The following is a 16,530-nucleotide window of genomic DNA, read 5'->3' as shown; positions in this document are numbered from 1 at the left end:
TTATCCCGCAATGCGGTTTAGGATGGAGACGTCGTCGTTGTTATAGTATGCAGAGTCGCGCCAGCCATTTTCGTCGTACTCGCTGAGGCAGGCGGTCGCGAGCGCTTCCATCTCCTTTAAGGCGCCCGAGCCTTTCGCGTGCATGAGCGCCTGCATCCGGATGGCCTCGTTGTTGCCGGCATAGTTTCGTTCGTACAGTTCATGGCGACCTCCGAACTCGGAGCCTACAGCGTCCCAAAGAGCTTTCATGATCTTGATACGCTCCTTGTAGTCGACCCCGTTCGAGCCGCGAGCATATCTCGCGAGATACTTATCGACTTCCGGATTCTTGAAATCTCGAGAACTCGAAGGGATATAGATCAAGCCAGAGGCTACGATCTGCTGAACGATCGACTTGATGGCCGGGTAGGCTTCTGTGGCGAAGATGCGATAGGATGTACTTGCCTTGATGTTCGGCAGGTAGGCATCTCCCACCCACTTGTCCGGAGCTCCCGCCATGGCATCGGTGAGCGCCCAGAAAAGGTTGCGCCATCCCACGATCTCACCCATCTGAACCTGGATTCCGCGAAACTCTTCGACGCCCGTAGCGCGCAGCGCCTTCTGCAGCAACCCGATTACGAAATCCAGTTTGACGGCCAATCGGGTACAACCATGGAAAGTAAAGCCGTTCAAGAAGCCCGAACGGGGATAGAACTTCTTGAGCATCTCGATATCACGATATACGAACACGTTTTCCCACGGGATGAAGGCGTTATCGAAGATGAAAATCGAATCGTTTTCGTCGAACCGACTGCTCAGGGGATAGTCGAACGGAGAGCCCGTGGCAGCCGCACTAAGCTCGTAGGACGGACGGCATATAAGTTTGACGCCGGGCGTGTTCATCTGGACCATAAACATTACAGCCAAGCTATCGTCAGTGATCTCGGCCGCCATGTTCTGGCCGAGAAAATTGTAGTTCGTGATGACGGATGACGTTGCGACCACCTTGGCACCTGAGACGTATATGCCGGCGTCAGTCTCTTTCTGAACGCTGACATAGACATCCTTTACATGATCGGCGGCCTTGTTTCGGTCGATCGGCGGATTTGCCAGCGTGTGATTGATGAACGGAACGGCCTCTTGCGCGCGGCCATACCAGGCACGGGCGTTGTCGGCGAACTTGCCGTAGAATTCGGCGTTTGCGCCGAGCGTGCTTGTGAAGCTCGCTTTGTAGTCGGGGCTTCGGCCCATCCAGCCATATGTGATCCGCGACCAAGCCGCGATGGCGTCGCGTTGCGCCAGCATATCTTCGCGAGATCGCGCATAGCGAAAGAAGCGATGGGTGTAACCCTTGGATCCTGTGTCGGTCTCGGTCGTGAGAATGCCCTTGGTCCGGTCGTCATGCAGAGCATCGTAGAGCTTAGCCACCGATACAGCGGAGTTTCGGAAGGCGGGATGTTTGGTGACATCCTTGACCCGCTCACCGTAAATCCAGACCTCCCGGCCATCTCGCAGAGACTCAAGATACTCGGCACCGGTAAACGGCCGGCCCAGATTCTTGACGACGTCTTCCGGCCTAGCGTTCATCGCTCAACTCCCAGCTTGTTGGTCCTTCGATCCGAGACCGAAACAGTGCAGGACACGTCTTATCGCCACAACGACCATTTTCTCAAAACCGGGCCCCATAGAACCGCAGCACGCAGACGCGTACCAAATTCGGTTTGATCCCTCAGCAACTACAACAAATCAGCAATGCAAAGACCGCATACGTCAAACGACTTGGTGTGGTGAATACCGTCCGCTCAATGTCCCAGCCTTCGGTCGATAGACGGACCGATTTCATCGATGGCAAAACAGCGCGGAGGGCATGGGGCACATCGAGCAACACCGACTGACAGGGCAGTCGTCACGAGAATCACGTCCGACTGTTGGTGGCGACCAAGCCGTTGACAGAGAGCCGAGCACTATTTTCCAAGGGCGGCCGTTACGTCGATTTCTATGCTCATGAAAGGCCACGCGAGCTGACTGACGACCAAGAAGGTGGAGGCGGGGATTGGAGCACTCCCGAAAGCATCCGCTCTGCATTTCAGCGCATCCTGAAAGAACCTTACGTCGGTGGTGTAGGTAACGAGCCGTACCACGTCGTTCATTGTGGCGCCTTGTGCCTGCAGGGCCTTCTTGATCTTTGAGTACGCGTATTTGCATTGCGCCATGAAGTCGTCGCGAAACAGGATCTCGCCGTCCCCCTCGCGCTCAGCCCCTGTCCCAGAAAGGAAAATGAACTTGCTCGCGTTTGTGACGGTCACGACCTCCGAGAACTTGCCCTTAGTCCATTCACTGTAATTGAAACTCTCCTTCCTAAAATCCGCTTGCACCTGAGCCGAAGCCTCCACGCAACTTAGTAGGGCAACCATCATCAGCGATGTCATGAGACGGACGAGCATCCTCTATCTCCCTTAGTGCATTCACTTCCTCTAAAGGCCCGGAGTCGCATTGCAACAGCAGGGCCGGTGAATAGGACGGGTGGAATGGGGCCTGCACAACAACCATTTGTGAAAATACGCTAACCACTTACACGCGCCGGAGACAGCTCGCTCACTCAACCGGGAAACCGGTGCTCACCGACCGTTGTCGAATTTAAACAAATGGCTGAAATCACTCCTTTCTACCGAAAGCCACCGAGGCAGGCTGAGATAGGCTTTTCTGGCCAGCTCTATAGCGAAGAGCCAGCTCTTGAATGTCTCGAAGTAGACCCACACGGCGCAATGAAGTGCGTGATACTGTGGGCCCCTTCCCAAGCCTGGTTTCAAAGTGATGTGTCCTTATCAGTCGCGGGCCGAATGTCTGCGTACGAACGGCCGCTTGGCGCCACAAGCGGTCCTTTGCAACTCCGAAGCGTATCGCACCAGAAACGACGCTGGGCGCTGCGACGAAGTTTTTGAGACCTGAACAATAAGTATCCGGCCGTACTGATCGCACGATCGCATTTTGGGCCTGAGCCATCATTGGGTGGGCATCGATTCCTGCATTATCGCGCCCCGCGCAGGCGTCGAAGGCCAATAGCGCTCTATGGCGCAGGAAGCAGTTCAAAATCGTAGGTTGGCGCACAAAATCGTTCAAATGGCGGAGGGGAGTGGGAGTCAAACTCACGATTTTCAATCATTCCACTTCGAAGAAGACTGAAAGCTGCTGAGTAAGCGCTCGCCTGCCTCCTCCAAAGATTTCGAGTCTGAGCCGGGTTCGATTCCGGTCGGCGATTGTGGAGACCGGAACGGCATGGGGCCCTGCCTGCTGCCGAGCGCTTGCTGATTTGTTTTTGCGAGCTACTGCCGTCCGTAGTCTTGTTGGTATTCCTGTTGGTATCCGCAGCAATCGGCGACTAACACCATCGCAAATTCAACTCGTTATTCGACTAGGCGATTGTCGGCCAGGGGCACCAGCTTCGCCCTTTCGGGCTTCGCGTGGCGCAGCCCGCGCCAAGCCCGAAAGGGTGAAGCGTGTCCGGCGAAGCCTCTCGGCGAAGACGGACTGTCTCGACTTTCCCTTACCTAGCAATCGTCACATCCCACCTGTATAAACCGGTAGCTTCTTCCGCAATTCGAAGGAGCTTATATGAACGACCTGCACACGTGGCTTTCGCAACAGCACCACGGCCTGCGGACCTTCCGTATCTTTCAGCAAAAGCTCGAGACGCTCGGCCGCGATGACCCCGAACAGCGCGGCCTGTGCCGTCTATTGAGCGGTCTCGTCGGCAGCTATGTCGAGACGTTCGATGAGGCCCCGCTGCCCGTCGCGGTCGCTGACGATGCCTATCATCGCCTGCTGACGTTGGTCGCAAGCCTCGACCTCGAGGGCGACACCAGCCGGCGGCTCGCGGACATCAACCGGGTTGCGACCTGCGAACTCTGGCAGTGACGAGAGCGGGCGGCCGTACGGCTCGCATCCGCATCCCTGGGACACTTCGCCAGGAGAGGGCCGCGTGCTTTCCGGCATCCCCTCTCTCGCCGGTTCGACTTCGCCGTGCCAGTCCCTATATCGTGGGGCAACATGTATTGATGCAGCGAGCAGCTTCGATGGCCAGGAGACGCGCGACGGAAACGGAAGCCGACGATCTCCCCCGCTATTTCGTCTGGGTGCGCGGTCTCGAGGGCTCCGAACCGCAGAAATGGATGGCGATGGATTTCGGCGTCGGTGACTGGAAACGGCCGCTCGTGCTCGCCTATCTGGAGCTGCCGGAGGGCGAGCGACACTTGCCGTTGTCGGCGCTGGCCCGACGATATCCGCCGCCGCGGGGAGAGGCTTCGTAGAGGGGCCATCCTGGACGGACGCGCGGATCTCGCCAGCCCATCAACCCAGGGCGAGCAACGCCGTATCACTGGCCTGCTTCACCCATATCGTCCCGCGGCGGCGCGTTCCTGCTTGCTACCTCAGCGGGATTGTGTGCAGAATGCACCTGCATTTTCACGACGCCAGCCATTGCCACCATTGATTGATTTTGGGGGGTGCTGCCCGGCTCGGGCCTGAAGCGCGTCCCCGTCGCATTGCCGGAGGGGCTCATGCCGCACCATGATGGCGCGCCGAACGCCGATTCTGCCGGACCAGAACGCGCGCATATCGAGATTCATTCCGACGCGACGACCACCGCCATCCCGGCAAAACGCAAGCTGGTGCTGTTCGCCGACGGCACCGGCAATGCGTTTACCGCCCAGGAATCCAGCGTCTGGCGACTCTACGAGGCGCTCGACCACACCCAGCCGGACCAGATTGCCCACTACATCAAGGGCGTCGGCACCGCCGGCTGGGCGCCGCTCGCCGCGATCGACGGTGCCACGGGCATCGGCGTGCCCGGCAACGTCCGCAAGCTCTACCGTTTCCTGTGCTGGAACTGGCGCGAGGGCGACGAGATCTACATCTTCGGCTTCAGCCGCGGCGCCTTCACCGCGCGCACGCTGGCGTCGCTGATCGCGAGCCAGGGCCTGGTGCCGGCGGAGATCGACGATACGCCGGTGTCTCACGCGGAGATGGAGCGCAACGCCATGGCCGCGTGGCGGGAATACCGCCGCGGCACCGTTCCGTTGAAGAAGAGCCTGCCGACGATCTGGATCGCGCGCTTCATCCGCGATGCTCTGCTCTATCTCTATCATGCGATCTTCCGGCATCGCACGTACGCCGATGTCCGCGCGGCGATGAACGGCCGCAAGGAGATCGACATCGAATTTCTCGGGCTATTCGACACGGTCGAGGCCTTCGGCGTCCCGATCGAGGAGCTGCGCGTCGCGATCGACTGGGCGATCTGGCCGATCTCGTTCCGCAATCATCGGCCCTCGCGCAAGGTGAAGCACATCTCGCATGCGCTGGCGCTGGACGACGAGCGCACCACCTTCCATCCGTTGCGGATCGACCAGAGCCATTTGGCGCCCGGCCAGACGGTCGAGGAGGTGTGGTTCACCGGCGTCCATTCCGACATCGGCGGCGGCTATCCGGAATCCACGCTGTCCTTTGTGCCCCTGGTCTGGATGGCTGATCAGCTCGACGGCCGGCTCCGCTTCCAGAACGGTACGATCGAGCATTTCCGCGAGTACCAGTCCGCGATCGGGCCGATGCACGATTCACGCAGCGGAGCCGCGGTACTGTATCGCTACGGCCCGCGGCCGATACTCGAAGGCGCCGAGAACGGCGGCCCGCCGGTCGTGCATCTCGCCGTCGTCGAACGCATGCTGCACGGCTGCGACAACTATGCGCCCATCATGCTCCCTGCCAGCGCCTGGGTGACGTTGCCCAACGGAGACACCAGGCCGCTCATCGAGCACGAAGTGCGCGCGGCTATGAAGGACGCCTATCTCGAGAAAGCTAGGGGCCCGCGCCGCGAGAGCGAAGCCGAGGCATTCACGACCATGAAGACGCCGGATGCCGAGATGGCGCGGCGTACGCGCGACACCGTGTGGTGGCGACGCGTGGCCTATTTTGCGCTTCTCTTCATGGTCGGCGTCGTCGCGCTCTGGCCCGCGATCGCGCGTACTCTGGTCGGCACTTCGAAGGACACCGTATTCGAAGGGTCGCTCTTCCTGGCGATCATTACAAACATCGATTGGTATATCGGGGCCGTCATTGCGCCGTTCGTGAACCTCCTTAGAAATGTGCTGCCATCCTATGCGGCCCCTTGGCTCGACATCGCGCTTTATTATCCATCCCTGACCTCACTCATCGTCGTGATCACATTGTGGGTGTGGCTCAAGAACGGCGAGCTGCGCGACCTGATTCAGGAGCGTGCACGACTGGCATGGAGCAGCCGCACGCACCCGGAACACGGGCATCATAGCAAACAGCCGGGCTTCCTGCTCAGGTTCGGACGCTGGATGCGACAGAATGCGGGACCGGTTCGCACGCTTTTCGCCAGAAGGCTGATGCCAGCAGCCTTCCTGCTCGCCATCTTCGGATCGACGATCGTCGTCGCCTGCAACAGCGTGTTCACCGGGCGCGTCGCGCTGGGAACTGTATGCGCACCGCCCGCAACCGGTGAGGGCGGAAAGCAAGCGACGGGAAGACCTGTCCTCGACCAGCCTCTCGATGCCGCCGAGACCTTTCACACGAATGATTTCTGTCATTGGAGCGGGCTCGCAATCGAGAAAAATCGCAAATACCGCGTCTGGATCGAGATGGAAGATCCATGGTTCGATCGCACCATCATGACGGGAGTGAACGGCTTCAGGACGTATGGATGGCGCCACTACCTCGCCTGGCCGACCCGTCGGCTGCTCGGCGCGGACTGGTTCCAGCCCGTCGTCCGCATCGGCACGAAGGGGATGAACGATCTGCCGCTGCAAGCCGTGAATGTCATGCCAGGTGACGAACTGCCACGGCGCGTGAATCCGACAACGCCCATCGAGAACGACACGAGGCAATCGAGATATCCCGTCAACCTCGAGGACGTCGCGGGGCTGCCAGACCCCGCGGACACGGCCAAACTGAAACAGCTGCAGGCCGAGGTGGCTGATATGGGCCCGTTCGATGCGCTTCCGCAAAGCGACACAACGCGCAAGGTCTGGGACACAGAGAAGCTGGCGAGCCGGATGGTTGCCGAATTCGTGGCGCCGGATTCCGGCGAAGTGTTCTTCTACGTCAATGACGCCGTACAGATCTATCCGCGCTTGCTCGGATGGCTATTACCGGCAAAAGCTGCCTCTTATTTCGGACCGGACGACCAGTACTATAAGAACAATAGCGGCACGGCTCGGATCACGCTTCAGCGGTTACCTGCGCTACCACTGCCACCGGACCAGTCGGGCCCACCGCCGGCAAATAAATAGCGGCATCCGGGGTACGAGGTTTTCTGCGCCCCCATGATTATGGGTGTCGCGGCGCCCGCACCGCGGCTAAACTTGGCCTTGCGCCGCGGGGGACACGCGGTGCAGGACGATGATCATGACCGAACAGGGCGAGACGGGTGAAACCATCACCATCCTCCTCGTCGAGGACGATGCGCCGACCTGCTGGCGGCTCCAGGACGCGCTGGTCAAGGCCGGCTACGAGGTGCGCAGCGCCGGCACGCTCGCAGAGGCCCGCGCCGGACTCGGCGAGCGGGCGCCGCGCGTGCTGCTCACCGATCTGCGGCTACCCGACGGCCACGGCGTCGAGCTGATCCGCGAGACGAGGCAACGCTTTCCCGACACCGAGATCATGGTGATCTCGGCGCTCGGCGACGAGGAGAGCGTGATCTCCGCGATCACGGTCGGCGCCACCGGCTATCTCCTGAAGGATGCGTTCCCCACGGATATCGCCACCACCGTGCGCGATCTGGTCGCCGGCCATTCGCCGATCTCGGCCTCGATCGCCCGCTTCATCGTGCGCAGAACGCAAGGTACCGCGCAGAATGCGGCCGAGCCTCCGCCGGGTCTCGCGCTCAACACCGCAAGGCTCACCCCACGCGAGATCGACATCCTCTGGGGCATCGCCAAAGGTTTCAGCTACGCCGAGATCGCGAGCCATCTCGGCCTCTCCAGGCAGACCGTGCCCGGCCACATCAAGAATATCTATCGCAAGCTCGAAGTGCATACCCGCAGCGAAGCGGTGTTCGAAGCGGTACAGCAGGGCCTGATCAAGCTGTGAGCGAGATCGCGGCGAAGGCACCGGTCAAACCCGCGCGGCGCCGGCTGCTGGTCTCGCGCCTCGTACCCTATCTGCTGCTGCAGGCGCTGATACTGGTCGCGACCATCCTCGGGCTGCGGCTGCTCCAGCCCAGCGACCCCGACGACTTTGCGCTGAGCGAATTCTCGCTGCGCGAGGACGGCGTGGCGCGTCCCGTGATGCTGCCCCATTTCACATCGTCACGCTACTCCCTGGCCGACCCGCCGCTCTACACCGGCGCCTTCACGTTCCGCCGCGGCGATGTGGCGTCGGGATGGTCGGTATTCCTGCCGCGCTTCAGCAACGCGGTGGAAGTCGCAATCAACGGCGTCGTCGTCCTGGATTCCCGACGCGATGCCAACGCCAATCGGCCCGACCGCAACACCCCGCAGATCGGGTCGATCCCGTCCTCGCTGCTGCGCGAGGGCGCGAATGAGATCACGGTGCGACTGTTGGTTTGGGGACCGCTCAAGGGCTTTCTCGACACCGTCTATATCGGGCCGGATGCCGCCTTGCGGCCCGCCTACGAGACACGCACGCTGATGTTCGTCACGTTGCCCGTGGTGTTCTCCGCCTGGCAGTCGATCCTCGCCGTCATCCTGGCGATCATGTGGCTGATGCGCCGCCGCGAGCCGGTTTACGGCGTGCTGGCCGTGGCGATGGTACTCGGCGTGGTGCAGGCCTTCGCGCCGCCACCGGTGCCGCCCGTCAACACGTCCCGGCTCGCCGCGGTGTTGCTCGCGTCTGCGCCAATCGAGAGTGCCCTGGTGGTCGTCTTCGGCGTGCTGTTCTTCGGCTGGCGCTGGCCGCGTTACGGCATGCTGCTGTTCGCGCCGGGGTTCGTCGTGTTCGGTGTCGGGCTGATCGCCGGCCCGCCGCTGCCGCGCATTCTGTTTCTCGTGCTTGGCATTCCCACCGTCGGGCTCTGCCTGATCCTGATGGCCTGTGTCACAGCTGCCGCGGTGGTGCGGCGGCAGGACGCGGCAAGCTTCACGCTCGGCTGCGCGGTGACTATCGTGCTGATCTGCTGGGTCCACGACATGCTATCGGTGTTCGAGATCGTAACCGACGAGCGCATCTTCCTCTCGCGCCTGTCCTATTCGGCGATGTTGGTCGCGATCGGCGCCGGCCTGACCTGGCGGTTCGCGCGCGCGCTGAACCAGGTCGACAGCTTTGCCGGCCAGCTCGTGACGCGCGTTCGCGAGGCCGAGGAGCGGCTGAAGGCGAGCTTTGCCCGCGAGGAGGAGCGTGCACGGGCCGCCGCGCTCGCCAATGAGCGCACGCGGCTGATGCGCGACCTGCATGACGGCCTCGGCGGCCAGCTCATCAGCATCGTGGCACTGTCCGAGCGTGGCCACGAGGGCGCGACGATCACCGACGCCGCCCGCGCCGCGCTGAAGGACCTCCGCCTCGTCATCGATTCCATGGACGACATCGGCGGCGACTTGATGCTCGCGCTCGGCTCCTGGCGCGAGCGCACGACCGCGCAATTGCGACCGCACGACATCGCGCTCGACTGGCACGTGGCGACGCCGCAGGGGCTGCCGCTGCATCCCGAGCTCAGGCCGTGGCATGTCATCCAGATCGTTCGCATCCTCGACGAGGCCGTGACCAATGCAGTCAAGCACGCAGACGCCCGCCGCATCGCGGTCACCATCGAGACGGTCGACGAAGGTCAGGGACCGTACGGTGTGATCAGGATCGCGGATGACGGCAAGGGCTTTGCGAACCGTTCTGTGCCGGTCGGCAGCGGCGGGGCCGCCGACGCGAGCCAGACCAGGCGGGGCCTTCGCAACATGGGGAGCCGTGCCGCGCGCTGCGGGGCGACGCTAGATCTGAGTTCAGATTCGTCAGGCACGCGTGTGCGGTTACAATTGCCGCAGATTTTCCCCGACAGCGATGCCGCCGTCGGCTGAAAAGCCCCCTCTCCGAACGTGTGGGGCGCGCGGAGAGAGGGACGGGCCGGATGATTTGCCTGCGGAGGACGGGGGGTTCGTCCGCAATGCTCCTTCGCCCGAACTCTTTCGTCTTTCTCAGCGCACGCCGACGCGATTGACCGGACCACCGCGATTCATCGGCGTGCCTGCGCGCACGCCGGCCCCGGGCGCACCGACCCCGGGAGTCGCAACCGCGACCGCGGCGGCCGGCGCAACCACCACTGCCGCTGTCGGCCGCACCACGCAGCCCTTGGGTATGCCGACTGTCTTGCAATAAACCACCGCCTGCGCCGGGCTCGTGCCCAGCGAAACTATCGCCGCACCTGCCAGCGCCAAAATCGTCAGCCCGGCGCTCAGCGCTCCCGCTCTTTTCGACATCTTGCTCTCCTGCTTCCCGTTCGGCGTCCCGATGCAATCACCGGGTCTCGCAGCCGACGTGCAGCCTGAATGACAAAAGACGGCGCGCTGATACATGCCATGAAAATGGGGGTACGGCGGCGGGGCGGACTGGCCGATGCCATGAACATGGCATGGACCTGCGCCCGGCCCTCGCGAGATGGTCCGGCCCGCTTGATCCCAGGCGGGACCAACGACATTCCCAAGGAGGTGCTTTATGAAGATTTCGGTTCTTGCCGTGCTGCTGCTCGCCGCTACCACCCAGACCGCCGCTGCACAATCCGGTCCGACGCCCCAGGAGCAGATGACCTGCCGAAGCGACGCGAGCAAATTCTGCGCCGAACACATCGGCAAGCCGCCGCAGATGAATGCCTGCCTGCGCGAGAACAAGTCGAAGCTTTCGGATGGCTGCCGCAAGGTCGTTGAGTCGCACGGCGGGTGAGTGGTCGCCGTTCGCGGCAAAATCTCGCCGGCGCCAATGCCGTCAGGCCTTAGACGTCGATGCACCGTTCGTAAGTCGTGCGCGATGGCGAGGATGGATGCTAATCGTCGTCGCCGAATAGCCTGATCTGCGGGAAGCCGCTGCGCGGCCGGCTGGCGACATCGCGCGCATCGGAATCCTCGCGGATGTTGCGCGCGACGTCGTCCCAATCGGTGCGGTCGCGCATCCCACGCGGCTCGCGGGAATCGTAATGGTGGCGCTCGGCCCAGCGCTCACGGCGCTCCGTCCGGCGCCGTTCAGACATGGCGCGTTTGACGTCAGAATCCCTGGCCTTGGCATAGGCGTTGTCGGGTGTGGATGATGGCTCTGTCGATGCTTGTCGCTCGGCAGGCTTTGCGACTTGCGGAGGCGATGCCGGTGCCGGTTTCGGCGGCTCCACCGCAGCCGCCTGCGAAGGCTGTTGCGCTGGCTGCTCAGCGTTGGCCTGAGTGGTCTGCGTGTCGGGCTTCACCGCTTCGGACTTTGCCTCAGGCTTGGACTCGGCCTTGGCTTCGGCCTGCGCTGGCGCGGCGACAATGGCCCCGAAGGCTTGCGAGCCGGTGAGATATTGCAGGCTCTCGGATGGCGCGTTCGTCGTAACGGGCTTGGCGTCGGCGCGCTGCGCGATCTTGCTGGTATCAGGCCCCTGCTTGGGCGAGACCGGATTCATGATATTGCCGGCGACAATGCCGCCGCCGAGACCAATGGCGATGGCTGCGACGATGGTTCCTGCACCGACGAAATAGGCTGTCGAGGCGCGCATAGGTCCACTCCCTCTTTGGAGCGGGCAACGCTTGTCGATTGCCGGATGTTCCCGATACGGGCGCAGTTCTGGAAGGAACTTGCGCGTCAAATCTGCTGTGCAACCTTCTCCAGCCCGATGATGCGGGCGAGCTTGCGCACTTCCTCTTTCTGGTCGTCACGCAGCTGGAACAGCAGCGGCATCGCGGCGGACTTCAGCTGCTGGACCTCGTCGCAATTGGGATCGATCGGCACGCCCTGCACGTTCGGATTGGACAGCTTGTTTGCCGAGATCTTGCGGACAACGTTGCGCAGCGCGGTCTCGACCGACGGCCAGTAATATTCCTGCGACGACGACAACTTCAGACGGTCCCTGATGCCCGCGATCTGCACGTCGGACAGCAGCGAATAGGATTTCTGCGGCTGCGGCTTGGCGACAACCTTCGGCTTGGCCGGGACTTCGACGGCAGGAATCTCTGCAGCGGCCGGAGCCTCGTTCACGCTCCCCTTGGGCATCGGGAAATCGGATGGCGTGGCGGCGGCAAACGCCTGGCGCAGCGGCTCGGTCAGCACGGGCATTTGCGAGAGCTTGTCGGCCGGAACCTGGACCGGGTCGAACGCGGCCGAGGCCAGCGCCAGCGTCGGAACCAGACGATCGGCCTTGGCGGCCCGATTGGTTGCAAGCGGCTTGGCTGCCGGCGCCTGCGTGATCATTTCGGCGCTGACGCTAGGCACGCTGTCGCGGCCGAGAATGGCGGTGGTGGCGGCGCCGAGGACGAGGAAGCAGGTCAACACGACGATGGTGATGGCTTTCGACAAACGTCTCTCCGCAACCGGCTTCAAGTCCACGTGATCACTGCCCGGAAACTGGGCGAAAATTAAGGCTTAACCGTGCCATCGCGGCGGCAATCGCGCGGACTACGGCGACATCGCCTAGAAAGTTCAACAAAATCAGGCAGCTAGCGCCAGATCGTAAGCGTCTTGGATGTCGGCCACGATCTCCGACGCCTCCCAGACTCCACGCGGCTCGACCGACTGCAGCGCCACTGTCCAATTGCCGCCCCGGCGGGTGCGGGGGACGCTGACGATGTCGAAGCGCACATTGCGGCACAGCGGATGGCGGGCCAGAGCGTGGGCTACGCGAATGCGAATTTCGTCCAGCGAAGCCGCCGTCTTGGCGTTGAGAAAGTCGAAGTCCATCGCCTGTCCCTCTCGGTCCTGATTGGCGCCGTGAGAGGGATTCTTGCCGGGCGTTGGTTAATCTGCCGTTAAGTGGGGGTTTCGGAGGAGCGCTCGATTAACTGGTGATGGGACGACGGGCCCTGTCGGCCTCCGCATTTTCACGGGGAGACGCGGCCACCCGCCCCTCGATACTCGGCGACGGTCCGTGCGACGAGATCGTCAATGGCGAGCACATCGGTCACCCCGGATGTCGAGTGCCCACCGCTCCAGATATCGCGCCAGCGCTTTGGCCGGTTCTCCCGTGCGGTAACGTCGATGTCCTTGGCGATGTCGATGGACCCGCGCGCCGGCAGGTCGTCGGGATCGAGCCCCGCGGCGACGATCGACGGCTTCAGCATGCTGGTTTGAAGTCCCGTGAACGCGGTGGTCAGCAGGATATCGTCCGCGCTGCCGTCGACCAGCATTCGCTTGTGACGCTCGTCCGCCATGCTCTCGTGGGTCGCGATGAACTTCGTGCCCATGTAGCCGAGATCGCAGCCGAGCACTTCGGCCGCGCGCAATGCGTGGCCGTCGCTGATGCCACCCGCGAGCACGATGATGCCATCGTAGAACGCGCGCACCGCTCGGACGAACGCGAACGGGTTGAGCCAGCCGGTCTGCCCGCCAGCGCCCGCAGTGAGCAGCACGAGTCCATCGGCACCTGCTTCCGCCGCGCGTTCGGCGTGGCGGATCGAGGCAACATCCGCAAACACCAATGCGCCGGCATCGTGCAGTGGCTTGAGCACCGGCGTGGGCGAGCCGACCGAAGTGATGACGATCTCCGGCCTGTGTTGCAGCAACACGGCGAGATCCTGCTCCAGCCGTGCATTGGAGCGGTGCACGATCAGGTTTGGACAAAGCGGCGCGGCCTTTCGGCCGGTTTGATCTTCATGCCGCCGCAGCCGCGCTTCGATGTCAGTGAGCCATTCATCGAGTTGTTCGGTGCTACGGCAATTCACGCTGGGGAAGCTGCCGATCACGCCGTTGCGGCAGGCCGCGACCATGAGCTCGACGCCCGATACCAGAAACATCGGCGCGGCAATCAGCGGCGGGGCGAGACGACCGTGGAAACGTTGCAGCCGATCTGACGTCACGCATGCCTCCCTCGCGCGGGCTTTGTCGTTCCATCCCGCATTCCCTGTGCTAGCGTCGCGGTAAACATTGGCACGCCAGAAGCCGATAACAAAGCAGCGAGGAAACATATGTCCGATCCGCTCCACGCATCGTCCCCGACTTGCGCGCAGGCGCTGCGGGCGCTGTCGCGCTATCCGGGCCGAACCGCGTTCGCGTGGCCCGGCGGATCGCTGAGCTATCAGGGCACCATCGACCTGATCGGGCGCATCCAAGGCGTGTTCATGCGGCTTGGATTGCAGCCCGGCGCGCGGGTCGCCTTCCTCACCGCGAACCGCGCCGACACCTGGTGCGCCGGCGTCGCCGCGCAATTGTCGCGGCTCTGCGTCACCTGGCTGCATCCTTTGGGGTCGCAGGGAGACCAATTGTTCCAGCTCGAGGATTCCGAGGCCGAGGTGCTGGTGGTCGATGCGGCCGCCTTCCGCGATCGCGGCGGCGAGCTCGCCGCGCAGGCGGGCTGGCTCAAGGCGGTCTTCACCGTGGGACCGGCCGACTATGGCGTCGATCTCTTGCAGGCGATCGAGATCGAAGGCCATGCCAGCGCGCAATGCCTCGCCGGCCCCGACGATCTCTCCACGCTGAATTACACCGGTGGCACGACCGGCAAATCCAAGGGCGCGTTGCGCTACCAGCGAAAATGCCGGGGCCGCGGCCGCGATCCTCGCCGATTTCGAGATCCCCGATGGCGCACGCTACCTCGCGGTGGCACCGATCAGCCATGTCGCCGGCACCAAGGTTCTGCCGATCTTGATGCGGGGCGGCACCGTGCACATGCTGAAGGGTTTCGATCCCGAGGCGGTATTGGCGACGATCGCGCGCGAGCGCATCAACTTCACTCTGTTCGTGCCGACCATGATCTATGTGCTGCTCGAACATCCCGCATTCAGCAGGACCGACCTCTCCTCGCTCGAGCTGGTGCTCTACGGCGCCTCCGCGATGTCGCCGAGCCGGCTGATCGAGGGCATCGAACGAATCGGGCCGGTGTTCTCACAGCTTTACGGCCAGACCGAATGCTATCCAATCTCGGTGCTGCGCAAGGCGGATCACGATCCCAAGGCGCCCGAACTGTTCCTGTCCTGCGGCTTCCCGATCGCGGCCTGCGAGGTCCGGATCCTCGACGACAACGATCAGGAGGTAAAGACGGGCGAAGCCGGCGAGATCTGCGTGCGCGCCCCGCATGCGATGGCGGACTACTGGAAGCGGCCCGACACCACCGCCGAGACGCTCAAGAACGGATGGGTTCATACCGGCGACATCGCGCGCAAGGACGAACGCGGTTACATGTTCATCCTTGACCGCAAGAAGGACATGATCGTCTCCGGCGGCTTCAACATCTTTCCGCGGGAAATCGAGGACGTGCTGTCACAGCACGCCGATGTGGCCATGGTTGCGGTCGTCGGCATCCCCGACGAGAAATGGGGTGAGGCCGTTACGGCCGTCGTCGTGCCGCGTGAGGGCGCTACGCCCGATGCCGATGAGCTGATCAGCATGGTGAGGACGCGAAAGGGCTCGGCTCACGCGCCCAAGCAGATCAAGTTCGTCAGGCACTTGCCGATGACCGGCGTCGGCAAGGTCGACAAGAAAGTGCTGCGCGGGGAATTCTGGAGCGGGCGGGACCGGATGGTGGGATAGCTCCTGCCCGGGACGCCACGCAGTCTCAGGCCGCCCCTCACCGCTTCTCGATCACCAGGCTCTGCACCGCGCGGCCAAAATACCCCGTCCGGTCCGCCAGCCGTGACATCGCAAGCCCGACACCATCGGGGCCGATCCAGGAATCACCGTCGAGCAGGATCCATTCGCCGACCGGCTGGCGCGCAAAGCTCACGGTGAGGTCGGCGTTGATGTAGGTCCAGGCGCGGAAATCGAGCGTCGAGGCGGTGCCGTTGGAAAAATCGGCCGCGACCACGGCGCGCATCGCCTGCGAGAGCGTTTCGCCTGCGATCAGGGGATGGTCGACGCGAAACCAGATCGCGCCGGCGCCGGCTTGGCCGAAGCGGCCGCGCGCGGCGCGCATCGAGACGGAGCGCACGAACGGGCTGGTGGCGGCATGACCGTCCTCGAGCAGCGAGTCCTCCGGTGACGGCAGCGTAACCGGCAGCGCCTTGACATCCTCGGGCAGCGTCAGCGCCTGGCGCTTGATCTTGAGCACGGTGGCGCCGACCACCTGTACGCCATCGGCGAGCAGCTTGACCCCGCAGAGCTGGATCTTGCGGCCCTCGCGCAAGATTTCGGTCGCGATCGTGAGCGGCGCCACCGGCACCGGGCGCATCAGGTCGATGGTGACGCGCGCGATGTCCATCGTGACAGGCGTCGGAATGCGCTCAGCCGCCCACGTCACCAGCGAGGCCGGCGCCGAACCGTGCTGCATACGCCGGTCCCACGGGCCCGCAGCATCCGGGCTGGTGACGACGCTGTCGCCGTCGACGCGGTAGATGGGGGTCATCGTTTCTCCGTGATGCACATCCGGCGCTCAGCAAGAGTTGTCGTCCCGGCCCCCCGTGCGCAATTGCGCACTAGGCC

General features: G+C 63.2%; 14 protein-coding genes and 1 pseudogene. 7 read left to right on the top strand and 8 right to left on the bottom strand.

Features of this window, described 5'->3' with window-relative positions; all coding sequences use genetic code 11:
* Both AC0L3P_RS26460 and AC0L3P_RS26455 read right to left on the bottom strand, forming a co-directional pair.
* Nucleotides 1-1,566 (bottom strand): 4-hydroxyphenylacetate 3-hydroxylase N-terminal domain-containing protein, encoded by a 1,566-nt coding sequence (locus AC0L3P_RS26460; RefSeq protein ID WP_473306384.1) that lies wholly within the window; start codon nt 1,564-1,566, stop codon nt 1-3.
* Nucleotides 1,567-1,943: 377 nt separating this feature from the next.
* Nucleotides 1,944-2,423 (bottom strand): RidA family protein, encoded by a 480-nt coding sequence (locus AC0L3P_RS26455; RefSeq protein ID WP_473306382.1) that lies wholly within the window; start codon nt 2,421-2,423, stop codon nt 1,944-1,946.
* A 1,168-nt stretch (nt 2,424-3,591) separates the two neighbouring features.
* Between AC0L3P_RS26455 and AC0L3P_RS26450 the strand changes: the two genes are divergently transcribed.
* From AC0L3P_RS26450 to AC0L3P_RS26430, 5 genes are all read left to right on the top strand, one after another.
* The gene (locus tag AC0L3P_RS26450) at nt 3,592-3,894 is read left to right on the top strand and encodes a hypothetical protein (protein ID WP_473306380.1); all 303 of its coding nucleotides are present in this window, start codon (nt 3,592-3,594) and stop codon (nt 3,892-3,894) included.
* Nucleotides 3,895-4,052: 158 nt separating this feature from the next.
* On the top strand, nt 4,053-4,286 hold the full coding sequence (locus tag AC0L3P_RS26445; RefSeq protein ID WP_473306378.1) for a hypothetical protein: 234 nt from the start codon (nt 4,053-4,055) through the stop codon (nt 4,284-4,286).
* A gap of 249 nt (nt 4,287-4,535) precedes the next feature.
* The gene (locus AC0L3P_RS26440) at nt 4,536-7,286 is read left to right on the top strand and encodes a DUF2235 domain-containing protein (protein ID WP_473306376.1); all 2,751 of its coding nucleotides are present in this window, start codon (nt 4,536-4,538) and stop codon (nt 7,284-7,286) included.
* Between the two features lie 115 nt (nt 7,287-7,401).
* Entirely contained in the window at nt 7,402-8,085 is a 684-nt protein-coding gene (locus AC0L3P_RS26435) for a response regulator (RefSeq protein ID WP_473306374.1), read from the top strand.
* A complete protein-coding gene (locus AC0L3P_RS26430; protein ID WP_473306373.1) occupies nt 8,082-10,019 on the top strand; it encodes an ATP-binding protein in 1,938 nt (645 codons plus the stop codon). Before AC0L3P_RS26435 ends, AC0L3P_RS26430 begins: the two co-directional genes overlap by 4 nt.
* 117 nt (nt 10,020-10,136) lie before the next feature.
* Here the strand turns inward: AC0L3P_RS26430 and AC0L3P_RS26425 are convergent, their stop codons facing one another.
* Nucleotides 10,137-10,418 carry a hypothetical protein gene (locus AC0L3P_RS26425; RefSeq protein WP_473306371.1) on the bottom strand — a complete coding sequence of 94 codons (282 nt, stop codon included), beginning with the start codon at nt 10,416-10,418 and terminating at the stop codon, nt 10,137-10,139.
* Nucleotides 10,419-10,653: 235 nt separating this feature from the next.
* On the opposite strand from AC0L3P_RS26425, the gene AC0L3P_RS26420 reads away from it, so the two are divergent.
* Entirely contained in the window at nt 10,654-10,878 is a 225-nt protein-coding gene (locus tag AC0L3P_RS26420; RefSeq protein WP_473306369.1) for a cysteine rich repeat-containing protein, read from the top strand.
* Between the two features lie 100 nt (nt 10,879-10,978).
* Here the strand turns inward: AC0L3P_RS26420 and AC0L3P_RS26415 are convergent, their stop codons facing one another.
* The 4 genes from AC0L3P_RS26415 to AC0L3P_RS26400 all read right to left on the bottom strand — a co-directional run bounded on the left by AC0L3P_RS26415 (nt 10,979) and on the right by AC0L3P_RS26400 (nt 13,973).
* Nucleotides 10,979-11,680 carry a hypothetical protein gene (locus tag AC0L3P_RS26415; RefSeq protein WP_473306366.1) on the bottom strand — a complete coding sequence of 234 codons (702 nt, stop codon included), beginning with the start codon at nt 11,678-11,680 and terminating at the stop codon, nt 10,979-10,981.
* An 86-nt stretch (nt 11,681-11,766) separates the two neighbouring features.
* The gene (locus AC0L3P_RS26410) at nt 11,767-12,477 is read right to left on the bottom strand and encodes a hypothetical protein (protein WP_473306362.1); all 711 of its coding nucleotides are present in this window, start codon (nt 12,475-12,477) and stop codon (nt 11,767-11,769) included.
* 132 nt (nt 12,478-12,609) lie between these two features.
* On the bottom strand, nt 12,610-12,858 hold the full coding sequence (locus AC0L3P_RS26405) for a hypothetical protein (RefSeq protein ID WP_007615367.1): 249 nt from the start codon (nt 12,856-12,858) through the stop codon (nt 12,610-12,612).
* 140 nt (nt 12,859-12,998) lie between these two features.
* Nucleotides 12,999-13,973 (bottom strand): NAD(P)H-dependent flavin oxidoreductase, encoded by a 975-nt coding sequence (locus AC0L3P_RS26400; RefSeq protein ID WP_473306359.1) that lies wholly within the window; start codon nt 13,971-13,973, stop codon nt 12,999-13,001.
* A gap of 108 nt (nt 13,974-14,081) precedes the next feature.
* On the opposite strand from AC0L3P_RS26400, the pseudogene AC0L3P_RS26395 reads away from it, so the two are divergent.
* Nucleotides 14,082-15,642: pseudogene (locus AC0L3P_RS26395) on the top strand (AMP-binding protein).
* 37 nt (nt 15,643-15,679) lie between these two features.
* On the opposite strand, the gene AC0L3P_RS26390 reads toward AC0L3P_RS26395, so the two are convergent.
* Complete coding sequence (locus AC0L3P_RS26390) at nt 15,680-16,453, bottom strand: thioesterase family protein (protein WP_275170881.1); 774 nt, start codon at nt 16,451-16,453, stop codon at nt 15,680-15,682.
* Nucleotides 16,454-16,530 lie beyond the last annotated feature (77 nt).

This window comes from Bradyrhizobium sp. WSM4874, assembly GCF_055811835.1.
The sequence above is the reverse complement of the archived record's forward strand: the minus strand, read 5'-3'. Positions and strand labels throughout refer to the sequence as shown.